General features: G+C 51.2%; 16 protein-coding genes. 7 read left to right on the forward strand and 9 right to left on the reverse strand.

The window, feature by feature from the left end; translation table 11 throughout:
• Positions 1-80: 80 nt before the first annotated feature.
• The 5 genes from nadA to astE form a co-directional block, all read right to left on the reverse strand.
• The gene (nadA, locus tag ACMHXI_RS05300) at positions 81-1,148 is read right to left on the reverse strand and encodes a quinolinate synthase NadA (protein WP_071238161.1); all 1,068 of its coding nucleotides are present in this window, start codon (positions 1,146-1,148) and stop codon (positions 81-83) included.
• A gap of 167 nt (positions 1,149-1,315) precedes the next feature.
• Positions 1,316-2,917: a dihydrolipoyllysine-residue acetyltransferase gene (locus ACMHXI_RS05305; RefSeq protein WP_144131003.1), complete on the reverse strand. Its 1,602-nt coding sequence runs from the start codon at positions 2,915-2,917 to the stop codon at positions 1,316-1,318.
• Positions 2,918-2,927: 10 nt separating this feature from the next.
• Entirely contained in the window at positions 2,928-3,905 is a 978-nt protein-coding gene (locus ACMHXI_RS05310) for an alpha-ketoacid dehydrogenase subunit beta (RefSeq protein WP_025887401.1), read from the reverse strand.
• Positions 3,906-3,907: 2 nt separating this feature from the next.
• Positions 3,908-5,086, reverse strand: a complete 1,179-nt coding sequence (locus ACMHXI_RS05315) for a thiamine pyrophosphate-dependent dehydrogenase E1 component subunit alpha (RefSeq protein WP_028779909.1) — start codon at positions 5,084-5,086, stop codon at positions 3,908-3,910.
• A 163-nt stretch (positions 5,087-5,249) separates the two neighbouring features.
• A complete protein-coding gene (gene astE / locus ACMHXI_RS05320) occupies positions 5,250-6,287 on the reverse strand; it encodes a succinylglutamate desuccinylase (protein ID WP_144131005.1) in 1,038 nt (345 codons plus the stop codon).
• Between the two features lie 296 nt (positions 6,288-6,583).
• Between astE and msrA the strand changes: the two genes are divergently transcribed.
• On the forward strand, positions 6,584-7,063 hold the full coding sequence (gene msrA, locus ACMHXI_RS05325) for a peptide-methionine (S)-S-oxide reductase MsrA (protein ID WP_025010399.1): 480 nt from the start codon (positions 6,584-6,586) through the stop codon (positions 7,061-7,063).
• 70 nt (positions 7,064-7,133) lie between these two features.
• On the opposite strand, the gene pgm is transcribed toward msrA, so the two are convergent.
• Entirely contained in the window at positions 7,134-8,783 is a 1,650-nt protein-coding gene (gene pgm, locus ACMHXI_RS05330) for a phosphoglucomutase (alpha-D-glucose-1,6-bisphosphate-dependent) (protein WP_413734226.1), read from the reverse strand.
• A 37-nt stretch (positions 8,784-8,820) separates the two neighbouring features.
• Positions 8,821-9,375 (reverse strand): replication initiation negative regulator SeqA, encoded by a 555-nt coding sequence (gene seqA, locus ACMHXI_RS05335; protein WP_044734493.1) that lies wholly within the window; start codon positions 9,373-9,375, stop codon positions 8,821-8,823.
• Between the two features lie 299 nt (positions 9,376-9,674).
• Between seqA and ACMHXI_RS05340 the strand changes: the two genes are divergently transcribed.
• The 6 genes from ACMHXI_RS05340 to efp all read left to right on the forward strand — a co-directional run bounded on the left by ACMHXI_RS05340 (position 9,675) and on the right by efp (position 13,521).
• Positions 9,675-10,451, forward strand: a complete 777-nt coding sequence (locus ACMHXI_RS05340) for an alpha/beta fold hydrolase (protein WP_044734494.1) — start codon at positions 9,675-9,677, stop codon at positions 10,449-10,451.
• A gap of 99 nt (positions 10,452-10,550) precedes the next feature.
• A complete protein-coding gene (locus ACMHXI_RS05345; RefSeq protein WP_025887393.1) occupies positions 10,551-10,772 on the forward strand; it encodes a DUF2788 domain-containing protein in 222 nt (73 codons plus the stop codon).
• Between the two features lie 14 nt (positions 10,773-10,786).
• Positions 10,787-11,056: a LexA regulated protein gene (ybfE, locus tag ACMHXI_RS05350; RefSeq protein WP_025010403.1), complete on the forward strand. Its 270-nt coding sequence runs from the start codon at positions 10,787-10,789 to the stop codon at positions 11,054-11,056.
• Positions 11,057-11,110: 54 nt separating this feature from the next.
• Entirely contained in the window at positions 11,111-11,638 is a 528-nt protein-coding gene (gene fldA / locus ACMHXI_RS05355; protein WP_025010404.1) for a flavodoxin FldA, read from the forward strand.
• A gap of 77 nt (positions 11,639-11,715) precedes the next feature.
• The gene (gene earP, locus ACMHXI_RS05360; protein WP_144131009.1) at positions 11,716-12,912 is read left to right on the forward strand and encodes an elongation factor P maturation arginine rhamnosyltransferase EarP; all 1,197 of its coding nucleotides are present in this window, start codon (positions 11,716-11,718) and stop codon (positions 12,910-12,912) included.
• A 45-nt stretch (positions 12,913-12,957) separates the two neighbouring features.
• The gene (gene efp / locus ACMHXI_RS05365; RefSeq protein ID WP_100143637.1) at positions 12,958-13,521 is read left to right on the forward strand and encodes an elongation factor P; all 564 of its coding nucleotides are present in this window, start codon (positions 12,958-12,960) and stop codon (positions 13,519-13,521) included.
• A 69-nt stretch (positions 13,522-13,590) separates the two neighbouring features.
• Here the strand turns inward: efp and ACMHXI_RS05370 are convergent, their stop codons facing one another.
• Positions 13,591-14,475 (reverse strand): hypothetical protein, encoded by an 885-nt coding sequence (locus tag ACMHXI_RS05370; protein ID WP_054744384.1) that lies wholly within the window; start codon positions 14,473-14,475, stop codon positions 13,591-13,593.
• A 249-nt stretch (positions 14,476-14,724) separates the two neighbouring features.
• Positions 14,725-16,107, reverse strand: a complete 1,383-nt coding sequence (locus ACMHXI_RS05375; protein ID WP_044734497.1) for a Na+/H+ antiporter NhaC family protein — start codon at positions 16,105-16,107, stop codon at positions 14,725-14,727.
• Positions 16,108-16,523 lie beyond the last annotated feature (416 nt).

The raw sequence follows: 16,523 nt of genomic DNA on the forward strand, positions 1-16,523 counted from the left end.
AGTCGATGAAACCGAGTGTAAATGGAAAAAGAGCCTGCATTTGCAGGCTCTTTGACTTGGTTCAAACTCTTGCGGGTTTATCAGGCGTTGCCTTTGACTTGCATGTTGAGGGTCTTGGCAAAATCCAGCATCCGGGTCAGAGGCACCAGAGCCCCTTGACGCAGCGCCTCATCGACAAAGATCTCATGCTGGCTGTTGTCCTGGCTTTCCAGCGCACTGGCTATCGCCTTGAGGCCATTCATTGCCATCCAGGGGCAGTGAGCACAGCTGCGGCAAGTGGCGCCTTCACCGCCGGTTGGGGCTTCAATCAGGGTCTTGCCCGGTGCTGCCTGTTGCATCTTGTAGAAGATGCCTCTGTCGGTGGCCACGATAAAGGTATCATTGTCCATGGTCTGGGCAGCTTTGATCAACTGGCTGGTTGAACCTACCGCATCGGCCATTTCCACCACACTCGCCGGAGATTCAGGGTGAACCAGAATCGCGGCGTTCGGGTGCTGCGCCTTTAATTGACGCAAGGCCCTGGCCTTGAATTCATCGTGAACGATACACTCGCCCTGCCACATCAACATCTCGGCACCGGTTTGCTTGGCAATATAACTGCCCAAGTGACGGTCTGGCCCCCAGATGATTTTTTTGCCTTCACTGTCCAGGTGTTCCACGATTTCCAGCGCTATGCTGGAAGTCACCACCCAATCGGCCCGGGCTTTGACCGCAGCCGACGTGTTGGCATAGACCACAACTGTGTGATCCGGGTGCGCATCACAGAAGGCACTGAACTGCTCAATAGGACAGCCAACATCCAGAGAACAGGTGGCTTCCAGAGTCGGCATCAGAATGGTTTTTTCCGGGCTAAGGATCTTGGCGGTTTCCCCCATAAACTTAACCCCGGCAACGATGAGCTTCTTGGCAGGATGATCGCGACCAAAACGCGCCATTTCCAACGAGTCGGAAACGCAGCCACCGGTTTCCTCGGCCAGTGCCTGAATTTCAGGATCCGTATAGTAGTGAGCAACCAGCACGGCATTCTGCTCCTTGAGCAGTTGCTTAATCCTGGCTTTGTATTCGCTTTTTTCCTGTTCAGACAAGGGAACCGGTTTTGGCGGGAAAGGATATTGAATGTGTTCTATGCTTGGTGCTACCTGACTCATAACAGACCCAATGCGACTAATACTGTTGGCGATTATACGAAATCTGCCATCAAATCGTAACCACTTTGTGCTTGGGATCAAATAAAGCCATTGCCTTAAGAAGGCAAGAAGAGTGCTGCTCCCGAAACACACCTAAAACAAGGCCCCGCATTGCAGGGCCTTTATGATTATCTCATCGCCAGCAGCATTTCCTGCGGCTGCTCAAGATACTGTTTCCACAGATTACAGAAGCGGGCAATAGTGCCGCCATCTATTACTCTGTGGTCACCTGACCAACTGACCTGCATCAGTTTACGGGCTTCGACCTCACCCTTGGCATTGAAACGCGGCAGGGTTTGCACCTTACCCAAGGCCACAATCGCCACTTCAGGTTTATTGATGATAGGTGTCGCCACAGTGCCGCCCAGAGCGCCTATGTTGGAGATAGAGATGCTGCCATCTTTAAGATCGGTCGGTGCGACTCTACCCGAGCGCGCTGCCTGGGTCAGACGGGTAACTTCGGCGGCGACATCCAGAATCGACTTATCCTGCACATCCTTGACGTTGGGCACCAACAAGCCAACCTTGGAGTCAACGGCCATACCTATGTTATGACGGCCAAGATAGGTGAGCTCAGTGCAATCGGCGTTCACTCGGCTGTTGATCACCGGAAACTCGGTCAGCGCCAGCGACATGGCCTTCATAAAGAAAGGCATCATGGTCAGCTTAAGCTCGTCATTGGAGTACTTGGCCTTCATCGCTTCACGAAGGGCGATAAGCTCGGTCAAGTCCAGCTCTTCGCAGTAAGTAAAGTGCGGAATGCTGGAAACTGACTCCGTCATCATCCGCGCCATCACAGCGCGAACGCCCTTGATAGGCTCTACCCTGTCGTTTGCAGTTGCCGCTGTGCCGGTTTGCACTTGGCCCTGTGGCAAAGTTTGGGGTTGTGCCTGAGGAGTCGCCCCCTTGAGGAAACGCTCGATATCCTCTTTGTAGACCCGGCCGTTTTTACCACTGCCAGGCACTTTGGCGATATCGACATCCAGGCTGCGAGCCATACGTCTTACCGCTGGGCTCGCCAGCGCCTTACCTTGGGGCACCATACTGCTGCCAGCAGTTTGCGAACCGCTATGGGCTTGAGTCTGGGCTTGAGAGGCGGCAGAGGTTGAGCCAGATGATGCACTTGCTGCAGCGGTTTGAGCCACAGGTGCACTGGCGGATTCAGCGGCAACTTCAATGGCAAACAGTGGCTGATGCACTTGGGCCAACTGCCCCTTACGGTAGTGCAGCTTGACGATTTTACCGGCCTTCATCGCCGGGATTTGCACCAGTGCCTTGTCTGTCATTACATCGCAGATGGGTTGATCTTCAACCACAGTGTCGCCTTCTGCGACCAGCCACTCCACCAGTTCGCACTCGACTATGCCCTCGCCAATATCCGGCAGCATAAAGTCTTCCACCTGGCTACCGACACTAGCCGCAGCGTTAGTGCTAGGCGATGCAGCGGTATCGGCGCCGGCCACATTGGCTGCTGGCGCTTCACTGTCTACAGCGTCCACTTCCACGGCATACAAAGGCTCATGCACCTTGGCAATTTCACCCTTGGCGTAATAAAGCTTACTGATAACACCGGGGAAAGGCGCAGGAATTTGCACCAGTGCCTTGTCTGTCATCACATCACAAACGGGTTGATCTTCGGCGACGCTATCGCCCTCAGTCACCAACCATTCCACCAGTTCACACTCGACAACACCTTCGCCTATGTCGGGCAAAATAAAATCTTTAATCATCCTGGCTCTCCTAGAAATTCACCGAGGCCTTGATGGCTTCAAAGGTTTTAAGCGCATCCGGCATATATTCTTTTTCGTGGATCAATGGATATGGCGTATCCAGACCACAGACCCGGCTGATGGGCGACTCCAGGTACAGGAAACATTCCTGTTGGATGGTAGCGGCAATTTCACCGGCAAAACCACCGGTCAGCGGCGCTTCGTGGTTGATGAGCAATCTGCCGGTCTTTTTCACCGACTCGGCCACGGTTTCCACATCCCAAGGCGCGAGAGTACGAAGGTCGATGACTTCACAGTCAATACCTTCCTCTTTGGCCATATCGGCTGCTTTCTCTATGATTTCCATCTGCGCGCCCCAGGCAAGCAGAGTAATATCTTTACCTTCACGAACCACTTCGGCTTTACCCAGCTCCAGTTGATAATCGCCTTCCGGCACATCGCCGACAGAGGCGCGGTACAGGCGCTTGGGTTCGAAGAAGACCACTGGGTTCTTATCGCGAATGGAGGCCAGCAGCAAACCCTTGGCTTGGTATGGGTTACGGGGAACCACCACCTTAAGACCGGGTGTTTGGGTAAAGTAGGCTTCCGGTGACTGGGAGTGGTAATGACCGCCGGCAATGCCGCCGCCATAGGGGGTTCTGAAGGTCAGGCCGCCGACATCAAACTCGTTGCCGCTGCGGTATCTGAACTTGGCCGCTTCGTTGACGATTTGATCGAACGCCGGGAAGATGTAGTCGGCAAACTGGATTTCCGCTACCGGCGTCATGCCGTTGGAAGCCAGGCCGTTGGCAAAGCCGGCAATCCCCTGTTCTGTAAGTGGAGTATTGAAACAGCGCTCACGGCCAAACTTTTCCTGCAAACCGGAAGTTGCCCGGAACACACCGCCGAAATGGCCTACGTCTTCACCGAAAACCAGCATTTTTTCGTCGGCTTCCATCGCTATGGTCAGGGCATTATTGATGGCCTGTAACATATTCATCTGTGCCACGCTTATGATCTCCCTGCTGTTTTAGGATAGGCTTTCGGATACTTGGCAACGTGGGCCTTAAGCTCGGTTAATTGCTGCTTGAGCGCCGCTGTCGGCTGATCAAAAACGTCTTCTATGATGGCGTCTATGGCTGGTGCCGGAACCTTTTCGGCCACTTTTACCGCGGCCAGCACTTCCTCGCGATACTTCTCATACAGCTCGGTCTCGTCGCTTTCCTTGAGCCAGCCTTTGTTGATAAGCCACAACTTGAAGCGTTTCACAGGGTCGTGCTGTTGCCACTTGGCTTCTTCCTCTTTGGAGCGATAACCGGATGGGTCGTCGGAAGATGAGTGGGCACCCAGGCGGTAGGTCATGGCTTCAATCAGCACAGGCGCGTTGTTTTCAAGCGCGTAGGCTCTGGCTTGCTGCGTTGCGGCCAGAACCGCCAGCATATCGTTACCGTCGACTCTGATGGTGTGCATGCCATAACCAACGCCGCGGCTGGCTATGCCGTTACCGGCGTACTGCTCTTCCGTAGGGGTTGAGATGGCGTAGCCGTTGTTGCGACAGAAGAAGATGACCGGCGCTTTGTGAACTGCGGCCATATTAAGACCGGCATGGAAATCACCTTCAGAGGCGGCACCTTCACCGAAGTAACAGATAGCGACATTACGCTTGCCCTGCATCTTCAGCGAGTAACCTACGCCGGATGCCTGCGGGATCTGAGTCGCCAGCGGTGAAGAGATGGTTTGATAGTTGAGTTCACGGCTGCCGTAGTGAATAGGCATCTGCCGGCCTTTGCCCAGATCTTTCTCATTGCTGAACATCTGGTTCATAAACTGCTCAGTGGTAAAGCCTCGATAACGCAATGCGGCATGTTCGCGGTACTGGGCAAGGATCACATCCTTGTCATCCAGCGCGGCGGCACTGCCGATAACGGCGGCTTCTTCACCGATACAGGTCATGTAAAAACTGATCCTTCCCTGACGCTGGGCGCCCAACATACGTTCGTCCAGGACACGGGTAAAGACACAGGTATCGAATATCTTGCGTGACAGGGCTTCATCTATGACGGGCAATACTGCCTCTTCATAGGTGGTGCCGTCGGCCTGAAGTATTTTGAGTACAGGGATATGCAGCGAGTCCTTGTTCAAAAAACTCACCCGATGCACCGTCTCATTCATCTTTGTTGCGTTGCTCATAGTGTGCTCTTGTTATCTCTGGGTTTGTCCGGCTCGAAACCGGCCCTACCGATTTTTTCAGTACGCGCCTCGAACATTACGTTAACGTAAACTAGCAAGCAACTCCCGCCTTGGGTGCTTTGCCAACTAGCATGGGATCGGCGCGTATATATTGGTTTACAATTCAGGCCAATGGCACCTCTGTGGCCTGAACCAGGCAGATCACTGTACGTTGGCCAATGGGCACCTTGGCGTTGGGAAACACCACGGCTTCCGAGTCCTGCTCTACTCGAATATCCCGGCCCGCTTCCCGCGCCAGCACATATCCCTTGGGGAAAGCTGTGAAGTTTTCCACATCGCTGGCGAAGGTAAATTCAAAGTCGTCGGCCTGCTTATTGATGACCCTACAGACCTGATAGATATTGACCCGCTCAAGCGCCTGCTCCTCGAGTTCGAGCGATTGCTTGCAGATCAAACGGCTCAGCATCTCCCGGGTGGCGATAAAACGTGTCATATCGTTTTGTCCCATGGGGTAAACCTTGCCAAGTTCAATGGTAAAGGCGTCGGCGCCAAACTGATTTGACGAGAAATAGCTGAAAGTAGTTGTGGGTTCGTGATGCAGCAACACGGTATCGACTCCGGCCGCCTCCAGGAACATCAATTGTTCGCGGCTGTAAGCCTTACCCGGTCGATAGGGATAGATGGCAAACTTTTCATGCTTGGAGCCGCGAATGGCGGTGTGCAGATCGTAATGGATCCTCTGTCTTGCCCCTTGTGGTGCGTCTTCGAAGAAACGTGTGACATAAGTTTCCAATTTCTTGGCGCGGATCCGCTCCGGGTTCACCAGCCCGGGGGGATTTGAATGCTCGCCACTGAACAGCCGGTTGAGGTTTTCATCGACAATACGAGTGCCACGGTTAATTGCCGCCGGGTTACCGAACATGAACAGTACTCGCTGCCCTACCCGTATTTCTTGCTTTAACAGCGACTTGATAATGCCATTACACAGTTCGATAGGTGCAGTTTCATTGCCGTGTACCCCGGATGACAGCACGATATCTTTATCACTCTGGTTGTTCAGAGGTTCAAACAGCAAGACTCCTGTGTCCCAAATCGCTATCCGGGTGTGGTCGCCAAGCGTGCCACTAATACTCTCCAATGAATTGGGGTTATTCAGAGTCAATGACAGGAAGTCAGGATTATCCTTCAGGGCTTGTAACACGAAATACTCCTTCTTATTGCCGATTTGGCTGTTGTTTCCATTAACGCTGTCTCCTGGGAACTTGTTGCAATGCGTTTGCTTGTTGAGACCAGCGCCAGAGAGCAAGGTTTCATAGTACCACAGCTTATTAAATTGGTTATGTGACCAAAGCTATCCAATGCCAGGCTTGCGAACTGGTTTCAGATAGTTCTTATCTAACTAAGGAGCAAAAAAGCCACTCCGACAAATACACCACTTGCGCCGGAAAAACTTATCACGCATAATTTTGGCCATCTGGACATCTAGAGGTAAATTTAATGGCGGTAGCAACATTCGGTGGCGGTTGTTTTTGGGGGGTGGAGTATTTCTTTCGTCAAGTGCCCGGGGTATTAAACGCCACCAGTGGTTATATGGGCGGTGATGATAGAATCAACCGCTATGAAGAGGTAAAACAGGGAAACAGCGGCCATGCCGAAGTGGTTCAGGTGGAGTTCGATGAAGCCCAGGTTTCATTTACCGAGCTGCTGCAAGTTTTCTGGAGCAATCACAACCCCACCAGTCTCAATCGCCAAGGTGGTGATATCGGCACCCAGTATCGGAGCGTGATTTTTTTTCATAGCAAAGAGCAGAAGGAGCAGGCTGAGGCCTCAAAACTGGCGTTGGCTCGTAGTGGTAAGTGGGGTCAGCGGCACATAGTGACGGAAATTGTTCCAGTGAAACAGTTTCATCGTGCGGAAGAATATCATCAGGATTATATCCAGAAGAATAACTTGCCCAGTTGCCATCTTGAATATTGATCCCCGGAAATAAAAAAGCGCAACTGTGTTCACGGCTGCGCTTTTTTACTGAATTGGCAATCTCTTAAGCTCAGTTCGGCTTGCCTTTTAGGGCGCTGGTTATCAGAGCTCTCGCCTGTTCCAGTATCTGCTGCAGATGCTGCTCGCTGACAAAGCTTTCGGCGTAAATTTTATAGAGTGCCTCAGTACCTGAAGGTCTGGCGGCAAACCAGCCGTTGTCGGTTAGCACCTTAATACCGCCAATGGCACCATCATTGCCGGGGGCCTTGGTCAGTACCGCCTTAATCTTGTCTCCGGCCAAAGTCTCTGCCCCCAGGGTATCTGCATTGAGGGTGGCAAAGCGCGCCTTTTGCTTGGCATTGATGGGGCTGTCTATCCGTTTGTAGAAGCAATGACCGTGTATCGCAGCCAGTTCTGCATAACGCTCGGCTGGGTTTTTGCCGGTTACGGCGAGGATTTCAGCGGCCAGCAGCCCGAGAATAAAACCGTCTTTGTCCGTGCACCAGGTTGTGCCGTCACGTCGAAGGAAGGCGGCGCCGGCGCTTTCTTCGCCGCCAAAGGCCAGGCTGGCTTCACTCAAACCACTGACAAACCACTTGAAACCAACCGGCACTTCACAAAGCTTGCGACCGTGTGAGGCAACTATCTTGTCTATCATGCCACTGGAAACCAAGGTCTTGCCAATTTGCAGCGTCTGCGGCCAGTCGGGTCTGTGCTCCAGCAGGTAATCTATCGCCACCGCCAAAAAGTGGTTGGGGTCCATCAAACCTGTCTCTGGGCAGACTATCCCGTGTCTGTCGTAGTCGGGATCATTCCCAAGGCAGATATCGAACTCATCCATGTGCTTAAGCAGGCCTGCCATGGCAAAAGGCGATGAGCAGTCCATGCGGATTTTGCCGTCTTTATCCAGTGGCATAAAGCCGAAGCTGGGATCGACCCGGTCGTTGACCACTGTGATATTCACGCCATAACGGCGGACAATATGTGGCCAGTAATGGATGCCTGAGCCGCCCAGAGGGTCGACACCTATGCGAACGCCGGCATCTTTGATGGCTTGCATATTTACTACAGAGGCGAGATCGGCAACATAGGGCTCTATAAGATCGGTTTCCTTGATGAGTCCGATACTGACGGCTACGCCGTAGTTGAGTTTCCTGACCCCTTCCAGCTGTGCCTTGAGATAGTCATTGGCTCGCTGCTCAATCCAGGCAGTAATCTCACCTTCTGCCGGCCCACCATGGGGCGGATTGTACTTAATTCCGCCATCCTGAGGTGGATTGTGGGACGGGGTAATAATAATGCCATCGCTGAGCTCGGCGGCATTTCGGTTTGCGCTAACTATGGCATGGGAAATGACAGGCGTAGGCGTAAAGCCCTGGCTCTCTTGCACCACCAACTTTACATTGTTGGCCAGCAAGACTTCGATGGCCGAAATATAAGCCGCTTCAGATAAGGCATGGGTGTCCATGCCCAGATAGAGTGAACCCTCAATCCCCTGGGATTGGCGGTAATCTACCACTGCCTGGGTAATGGCCCAGATATGGTTTTGATTGAAGCTGCCGCTGAAGGAACTGCCCCTGTGCCCCGAGGTGCCAAAACACACCCTTTGGGCCGGGTCATCACAGTTGGGGACAATTCGGTAATAATGGCTCATCAGCCGCGGAATATTAACCAGATCCTTCTGCATGGCCTTCTTACCGGCCCGCTCATGAATAGCCAAAATAGTGCTCCTTGATGGCGGATGTTGGAATAAAGATTTATGCCTTAAGTGGCAGTGCCTTATCGGCTATCTCTTTGGCCTTGTCGCCGTCGCAGCCCATCTTTTCCAACACTTCAGACAAAATGGTGTGCTTCTTGGCAGTGTTGTTATTGGTGGTTACCCAAAAACCACTGCTGCCGACTTCTTTGGGGTTGGCCGATTTACTGGCCTTAAGCAAGGCTTCCTTCGAGGTAGCAAAATAGAGGCGATCACGCCCCTGAACCTGCAGTACCTGCTCAAATCCTTGCTGATCCTGGTTATAGAGACATTCGAGGGCAAACAGAAAACGGCCAACAGCCCCCTTTTGGGCTTCGATAGCCGCACTGCTAAACAGGTTGTCAAAGTCCAGGGTTGACTCGGCCTCGGGTAATGTATTGGGACGATAACCCTGCTCCATGCTTGGCTGGCTGAGTTCAACCGGTGCCTTGGGTTCAACGGCTGTCACATCCAAGCCCAGCAGTCGACGAAGAATATCCGATGCGCTTTCGCCTATCCTTTCGGTTTTCCCGGCAATAAAGCGATACAGTTCCTCATCCACCTCAATATATTTCATGGCCCGATTCCTTTAGTTTCAACTTGTTCTATGCAGCCGCCATGACATTGCCGTCAAAGCACATCTGGGGCGCGGCTGCGATTTGGCTCAAAGTATGCCATAACTCTCCAGCGGTGGAAGGCTCAATCCATCAAAATGCGAGAATAGAGTTACAAACCTATGACTTGCACAGCCAATTTGTTGAAAAAGCAGTCAAAGCCAGTGTTAAATCCGCATCCATCCTTGTCAAATACTGACCTTTGTCGCAGAATTTGCCCCCTGCTGAAATACTGGCAACAAACTCACTGTGAGGGGGCTGTATGCACTTTGTTTCGACCGGAAGCGGTAGTCCGGTGTTGCTGATCCATGGCCTATTCGGTGATTTGGATAATCTCAAATCACTTGGGGCTCTGCTTGAGCAAAATCATCGGGTAATAAGGATAGACTGCCCCAATCATGGTCAGAGCGAACATTGGCCGCAAATGGACTATCCTGGGCTTGCAAAAGCGCTTGTGTCCCTGCTTGATGAACTGGCTATAGACAAGGTGCATCTGGTGGGCCATTCCATGGGCGGTAAGATTGCCATGGCAACCGCGCTGGCTTATCCGCAGCGGGTACAGTCATTGACCGCCGCTGATATCGCGCCTGTGGCCTACTCGCCGAGACACGAAAAAGTGTTTGCCGGTCTAAGCAGCATGCCTTTGGATATTAAAGACAGACGTCAGGCGCTGGCACATCTTTTGAATCATGAGATCGATGAGGCGACGGCGCAGTTTTTGCTCAAGAGCCTGCGCCGCGGCGAATCCGGCTTTGAGTGGAAGATGAATCTGCCAGGGCTGATTGACAGTTATCCGGCTATCATAGGTTGGCATAATGGCCCTGAGCGCTGCGGTGGCCAACTTAGCTATCAAGGGCCCACCTTGATGATCCGGGGCAGCGAGTCAAACTATGTGACCGCCGCTTACAAAGAAGAGATTGTGGCTCAGTTTCCTAAGGTCAAAGCCAAGACCCTGGAGGGGTGCGGGCATTGGCTACACGCCCAGAAACCGGCGATATTCAACCGTATAGTGTCCGACTTCATTGACAGTAACGATTAATATCCAAGCCCTTGCTGAGGGTAAATGCGGTAGCAGCCCCTGAACCAATATGCTATATTCGCGCCTCTTTTTGGCTAGGGAACACCGGGAGGCTGCAGCGTGTTGAACCAGTATATGCAACAGATAGAAGCCGTTGGACTGGATCTGTTTTTCGCAGCAATTTTCTTTTTTATCGGTATGGCCATCAGGGATGTACTCAATCAGGGTAACGTACCCAAGTTTGGTCGCTTCATTGTTTGGTTGGTACTCTTCCTTGGCTGTGCAGGCTTTGTTGCCAAGGGGATAATTCAAATGACCTGGGAAGGCTCAGGTATAGGTTAAACATCAGATTTCAAATGGCAAAAGAAGCAACAGATAGAACAACCATAGACCTTTTTGCCACTGAAAAGCGCCGCGGACGGCCCAGAAGCAATCCTCTGCCCCGCGAGCAGCAGCTCAAGGTGAATAAACGTAACCAGATCATGCGGGATCGGGCGAAGGGTCTGAAACGAATAGAGTTAAAAGTGTCACAAGATTTATATGACGCCTTGAATGAGAAGGCTTTGGCCAGTAACATCAGCCGCAGCCAGTTAATAGAATTGATCCTTCAGGAGCAGCTAGGTTAGCCCCTGTCAGGAAAGATCGAAGTAAATAGCGAACTAGACATTAAAGGAAAGACAATGGCAACTGTAGGTCTTTTTTTCGGTAGCGATACAGGTAACACCGAAGCTGTAGCCAAGATGATCCAGAAGAAACTGGGCAAGAAGATGGTTGAGGTGAAGGATATCGCCAAGAGCACCAAAGAGCAGATCGCCGAATACGACCTGCTGATCTTCGGGATCCCAACCTGGTACTATGGTGAAGCTCAATGTGACTGGGATGACTTCTTCCCTGAGCTGGAGCAGATTGATTTTACCGATAAGCTGGTGGCCATTTTCGGTTGCGGCGATCAGGAAGACTATGCCGAGTACTTCCTCGATGCCATGGGTATGGTCCGAGATATCGTTGAAGAGCGCGGCGCAATAGTCATTGGCCATTGGCCGACTGACAGCTACAACTTCGAAGCCTCTAAAGGGCTGGTTGACGACAAGCATTTTGTTGGTCTGGGTATAGATGAAGACCGCCAGCCCGAATTGACCGAAGAGCGTGTCGACGCCTGGGTTAAACAGATTTACGAAGAGATGTGTCTGGCCGAGCTGGAAGACTGATATTCGCTCCCCGGTAACTCTCCGGCGGCCTATATGGCCGCCTTTTTATTGGCTATTACTCAGGAAACAGAAACAAGATGCAAGCCGATAATCTGCGTCATTGGGATATCTTCTGTACTGTGGTGGACAACTATGGCGACATAGGCGTTACCTGGCGCCTGGCGCGGCAGCTGGCCGGCGAATATGGCATTAAGGTACGTTTGTGGGTCGATGACCTCAACAGCTTTACGCACATTTTACCCGAGTTAAACCCGGCCCTTGTCAGTCAACACTTTGGTGGTGTTGAAGTCATCCATTGGCTGTCTCCCCTACCCCGAGCCTGGCAACCGGGCGAAGTATTGATAGAAGCCTTTGCTTGCGACTTGCCCTCGGAAGTGCTGACAAGCCTGCCTGAGCTTGCCAAGGCACCGAAATGGATAAATCTGGATTATCTCAGCGCCGAGAGTTGGATAGATGATTGCCACGGTCTCAGTTCGCCGGCGCTCAAAGGGGTCAAGAAGACCTTTTTCTTTCCGGGCTTTACCCCAAAGTCAGGCGGACTCATCTGCGAGCAGTCGCTGTTTAGCGAGCGTGATGCCTGGCAAGCAAAGCCTGAACACGCCATGGCACACTTGGCAAAGATGGGGCTTAGTGATATTGGCACTGATGATTACCTCATTAGCCTGTTCAGCTACGAGACCCAAGCCTTGCCGGCGTTGCTGGAACTTTGGCAGCAAAGTGAGCGGCGGGTACAACTGTTAGTCCCCAAGGGGCGCAGCTTAGGTTGTATCGCGCCTTTGCTTGAGCAATTTAACCAGGATTCAGGACCCAAAGTCGACTGGCAAGATCCTGTCAGTTGGCAAGCAGGCCAGAGTTTCAGTCGCGGCGCACTCAAGGTGCAAGTCCTGCCGATGACAGATCAAGATGGCTATGATCGGCTGTTGTGGAGTTGCGATTTCAACATAGTTCGCGGGGAAGACTCTTTTTTAAGAGCTCAGTGGGCTGGCAAACCTTTTATCTGGCATATCTATCAGCAGGAAGAACAAGCACATCTGGTAAAATTGGATGCTTTTATGGCACGATACTGCCATAATCTGCCTCCCCTTGTCGCCCAAACCTGGCGAACGCTGAATACCGCGTTCAACTGCGACCAGGGAGCCCAAGCCAGCCAAAGCTGGCTGGCACTGAATTCTGCCATGCCGACATTGATGCAACACGCAAAAAAATGGCCGGCTGAAGCAATAAATGAAGCAGATCTGGCAAACAGGCTAGTGCTAATGGCCAAAACCCGCTAAGATTCTGCGCTGAATTGAAAAACCGCTTATATAGGAACATACGTAATGAAGACTGCTCAGGAAGTCCGCGCAGGTAACGTTATCATGGTTGACGGCAACCCTATGGTTGTACTCAAGACCGAGTTCAACAAATCCGGCCGTAACGCTGCTGTGGTAAAGATGAAGCTGAAGAACCTGCTGCAAGGTTCCGGCACTGAAACTGTATTCAAGGCTGACGACAAGCTGGAAGATATTCAGCTCGAGCGCCTGGAGTGCACCTACTCTTACTTTGCTGATCCTATGTATGTCTTTATGGACGCAGACTTCAACCAGTATGACGTTGAAGCCGAAAACATGGGTGATGCCATCAACTACATAGTTGATGGAATGGAAGAGATCTGTCAGGTTACTTTCTACGAAGGTAAAGCCATCTCTGTAGAACTGCCTACCACTATCATTCGCGAAGTAGGTTACACCGAACCTGCCGCCCGTGGTGATACCTCAGGTAAGGTAATGAAGCCTGCTTCTATCGTAGGTACAGATCTTAAGGTGATGGTTGCCGACTTCGTTAAAGAAGGCGACAAGATTGAAATCGATACCCGCACCGGTGAATTCAAGAAGCGCGTTTAATTAAATCGCCCTCCTTTGTAAAAGCCAGCATCATTGCTGGCTTTTTTGTACCGTAAAAAACACATCTTGTTATTGGTTTGTCAGTCGTAAACGGGTATTGAGCATTAACTTCTCATTCGATAAGGCAGGGTAAGCTGCTTCATAGGGGGAGCCTCCCGGATAATAGTCCCGCAAAGCGAGCGCCTCATCAGACAAAGAGGTAAAGCATATACCGGGTTTCTCAGCTAGCTCCGTAATATAATCAGGACCGATTACATACACAGAGTAGTCGAGTTTGATATCACTCTCATCCTTCCCCGTTAACTCTTCATTTGAACAGTCTTTCAACCTGCCTCTTATTCGGTTCAGCTCGTTCCTTATCTCTGCAGCCTCTATCTCCACTTGGTAGACGAGTGAACTTTCCGACTGGCACTGGAGTGCCATGCGGGATGAGAAGAGTACATTTTCATAAAGGGAAGCCCCTTGAGTCTGGCTATTGGTATCCACAAAGACAATTATCTTAATGTTGTGGTCTTCAATTAAGGGATCGCGTTTAAAAACGATCTCCGCGTTTAAGGAGATGAGCTGACCTGCAGTATCCTGGTTTTGAGTAACATTAAAATGTTCAATCAAAGGGGTTTGACCATAATCTTGCCGCTGTTTGGCGCGAAAAACCTTAAGTGCCGCACTTCGTTTGGCACTGTGTTTTCCATCCATCCGGGTGATCATTAAGATACCGGCAAAAATAAGCAAAATAACCAGTACCAAGCCTGCAATAGCACTTATCACACCTGAGCCTGAAGCATCGGGAAGTATAGTTTTGAAAATTGCAGAGCAGCCCCAGACAATTAGCCAAAGAACGCTGATAAAAGCCATAGCCTGGCGAGGTGATGGGGTAAACCAACGGCTCTTGTTACTGCTTAGAGGTGTTATGAGTAATAACAGTAGTGCAGTAATGGCAAAGAATATATGCATGCAGCTCTGTCCTTAAGCCTTGTGGTACTCACTGACAAACACCATAGAAGGCAAATTCCCTGTATCGTTATTCACAATACTGCCGAGAAGCGTTTGATATGTCGAGCTATTGAACCTTTTGCATCCGCTTTTATTGATGGCTTCTTGCGGCAACCTTTTGATAAAAAAATCCCCGCGGATAACCTTGGGGATTTTTGTTGGTAGGCTCAGGCTTTGAAACAGCCGTCATTCAACTAATCATGCGACTAATCATGCGACTATGATAAAGCCAATAAAGGTAAGTACTGCTGCTATCAAGGCATAGGGTAACTGGGTCACCGCATGGCTTACCAGGTTACAGCCCGACCCTTGCGCCGCCAGAACGGTGGAGTCCGAGTAGAAGCAAGCCTGGCTACCAAAAGATGAAGCCGACAGCAAGGCACCTATCACCAGCGGTATATCAGCCCCCACAGATTGAGCCAGCGGCATTACAATAGGAATGGTCACCGCAAAAATCCCCCAGCTGGACCCGGTGGCAAAGGCCAGAATTGCCATGGCCACAAACACCACTGCAGGCAAGAGTTTTGGCGTCATAAAGGGACTCAGGGACTCAATCACATATTGAGGCAGCAACAGTTGGTCGCAAACATCCTTAAACACAAAGGCGGCGATAACCGTGCCTATGGCCGGCAGCATGCTCTTGAAGCCATCTATCATCTGATCCATCATCTCGGACAAGGGCATCAAACGCTGCACCGCGTAATATGGCAGGGTAATCACCAGTGTTGCCAACAAGCCTTTCCAGACATCGATATCAAAGTAAACGGTAAAACCAACCAACAGCAAAATTGGCACCAGGAAGTTATGCAGCTTACCTTGCTTGTCGGCCTGCTCAAACTCCTCCTCCATGGCGCGCACGGCATATTCATCTGAAGTCTGAACTTCATCCAGATCTATCTGCTCTTTGGCCGGATTGCCGGCCGCCGCCGCGAGCTGCGCCTTTTTCATGGGTCCTATGGCCGGTACTATGCCAAGGATGACCAGCAGCACCATGGCAACCGCCAACCAGGCGTAAAACATATAAGGGATCGCCTGCATATAAATTTGGATCCCCTCGCCTTCGGCGGCCACACCGTTGTTGACCAGAAGTCCGCCGAAAAACACCGCCCAGGTGGATAGCGGCACCAACACACATACCGGCGCTGCGGTGGAGTCAACCACATAGGCCAGCATCTCACGGGAAATCTTGAACCTGTCTGTAACCCGTTTCATGGTTTCGCCGACTGTGAGTGCATTCAGGTAATCATCAATAAAGATCACCAGGCCTAGCACAAAGGTCATCAGCAGAGATGAGCGTGGCCCTTTGGCGAGTTTGAGCGCTTTACGGCCAAAGGCCAAGGCGCCACCTGTGCGCACCAATAAGGCTATCAGGGCACCGAAACTGCCACACACCAGGATTAACCAACCTATGGTCTCATCGGCCATCACCTTGAGAGAGATATCGGCAAAGCTGTTCAGCACCTGACTGGGGTCAAGAAGCAATAGCCCGCTGACGGCACCTATGATTAAGGCCAGGATGGGACGACGCAGCCAAATGGCCAGCACCAATACAACTATGGGGGGAACAAGACTTAACGCTGTCGGCTCAGACATGCACTTAGGTCCTCAAAAAGATGGCCTTGCGGCCCTATAAAGTCATGTGGGGCGTTGAAGACACCACCAAAACAACTGCTTTATTTACGGCTTTCCGCCAGACGGACAGTAACAACTGGTCGCTTTTGTTGGAGCCTTGCTAAAAACATCGCGCAGAAAATAATGCGCAACTGGATATGAGTCAACCATAAATTGAGTCAGTCAGTTCAAATTTTGACCTTGCGGGCGATTCCAAAAAAAACATCATATGATTCAAAGGGTTTTACATGTCATTTTTATGCTTTTTTGCATGCATTTGCATATAAGCATTCAGTTAAACTGCCTTTTTATTTCAAAGAAACTCAAGGCGACTTTGTGATAACTGCTATTGCTTAGCACCCAGAGCAGTCCTTCAAACTTAATTTTGTAATAAATAC

This window comes from Shewanella sp. BJSY2023SW005, assembly GCF_047314585.1.
Lineage (GTDB): Bacteria > Pseudomonadota > Gammaproteobacteria > Enterobacterales > Shewanellaceae > Shewanella > Shewanella algae.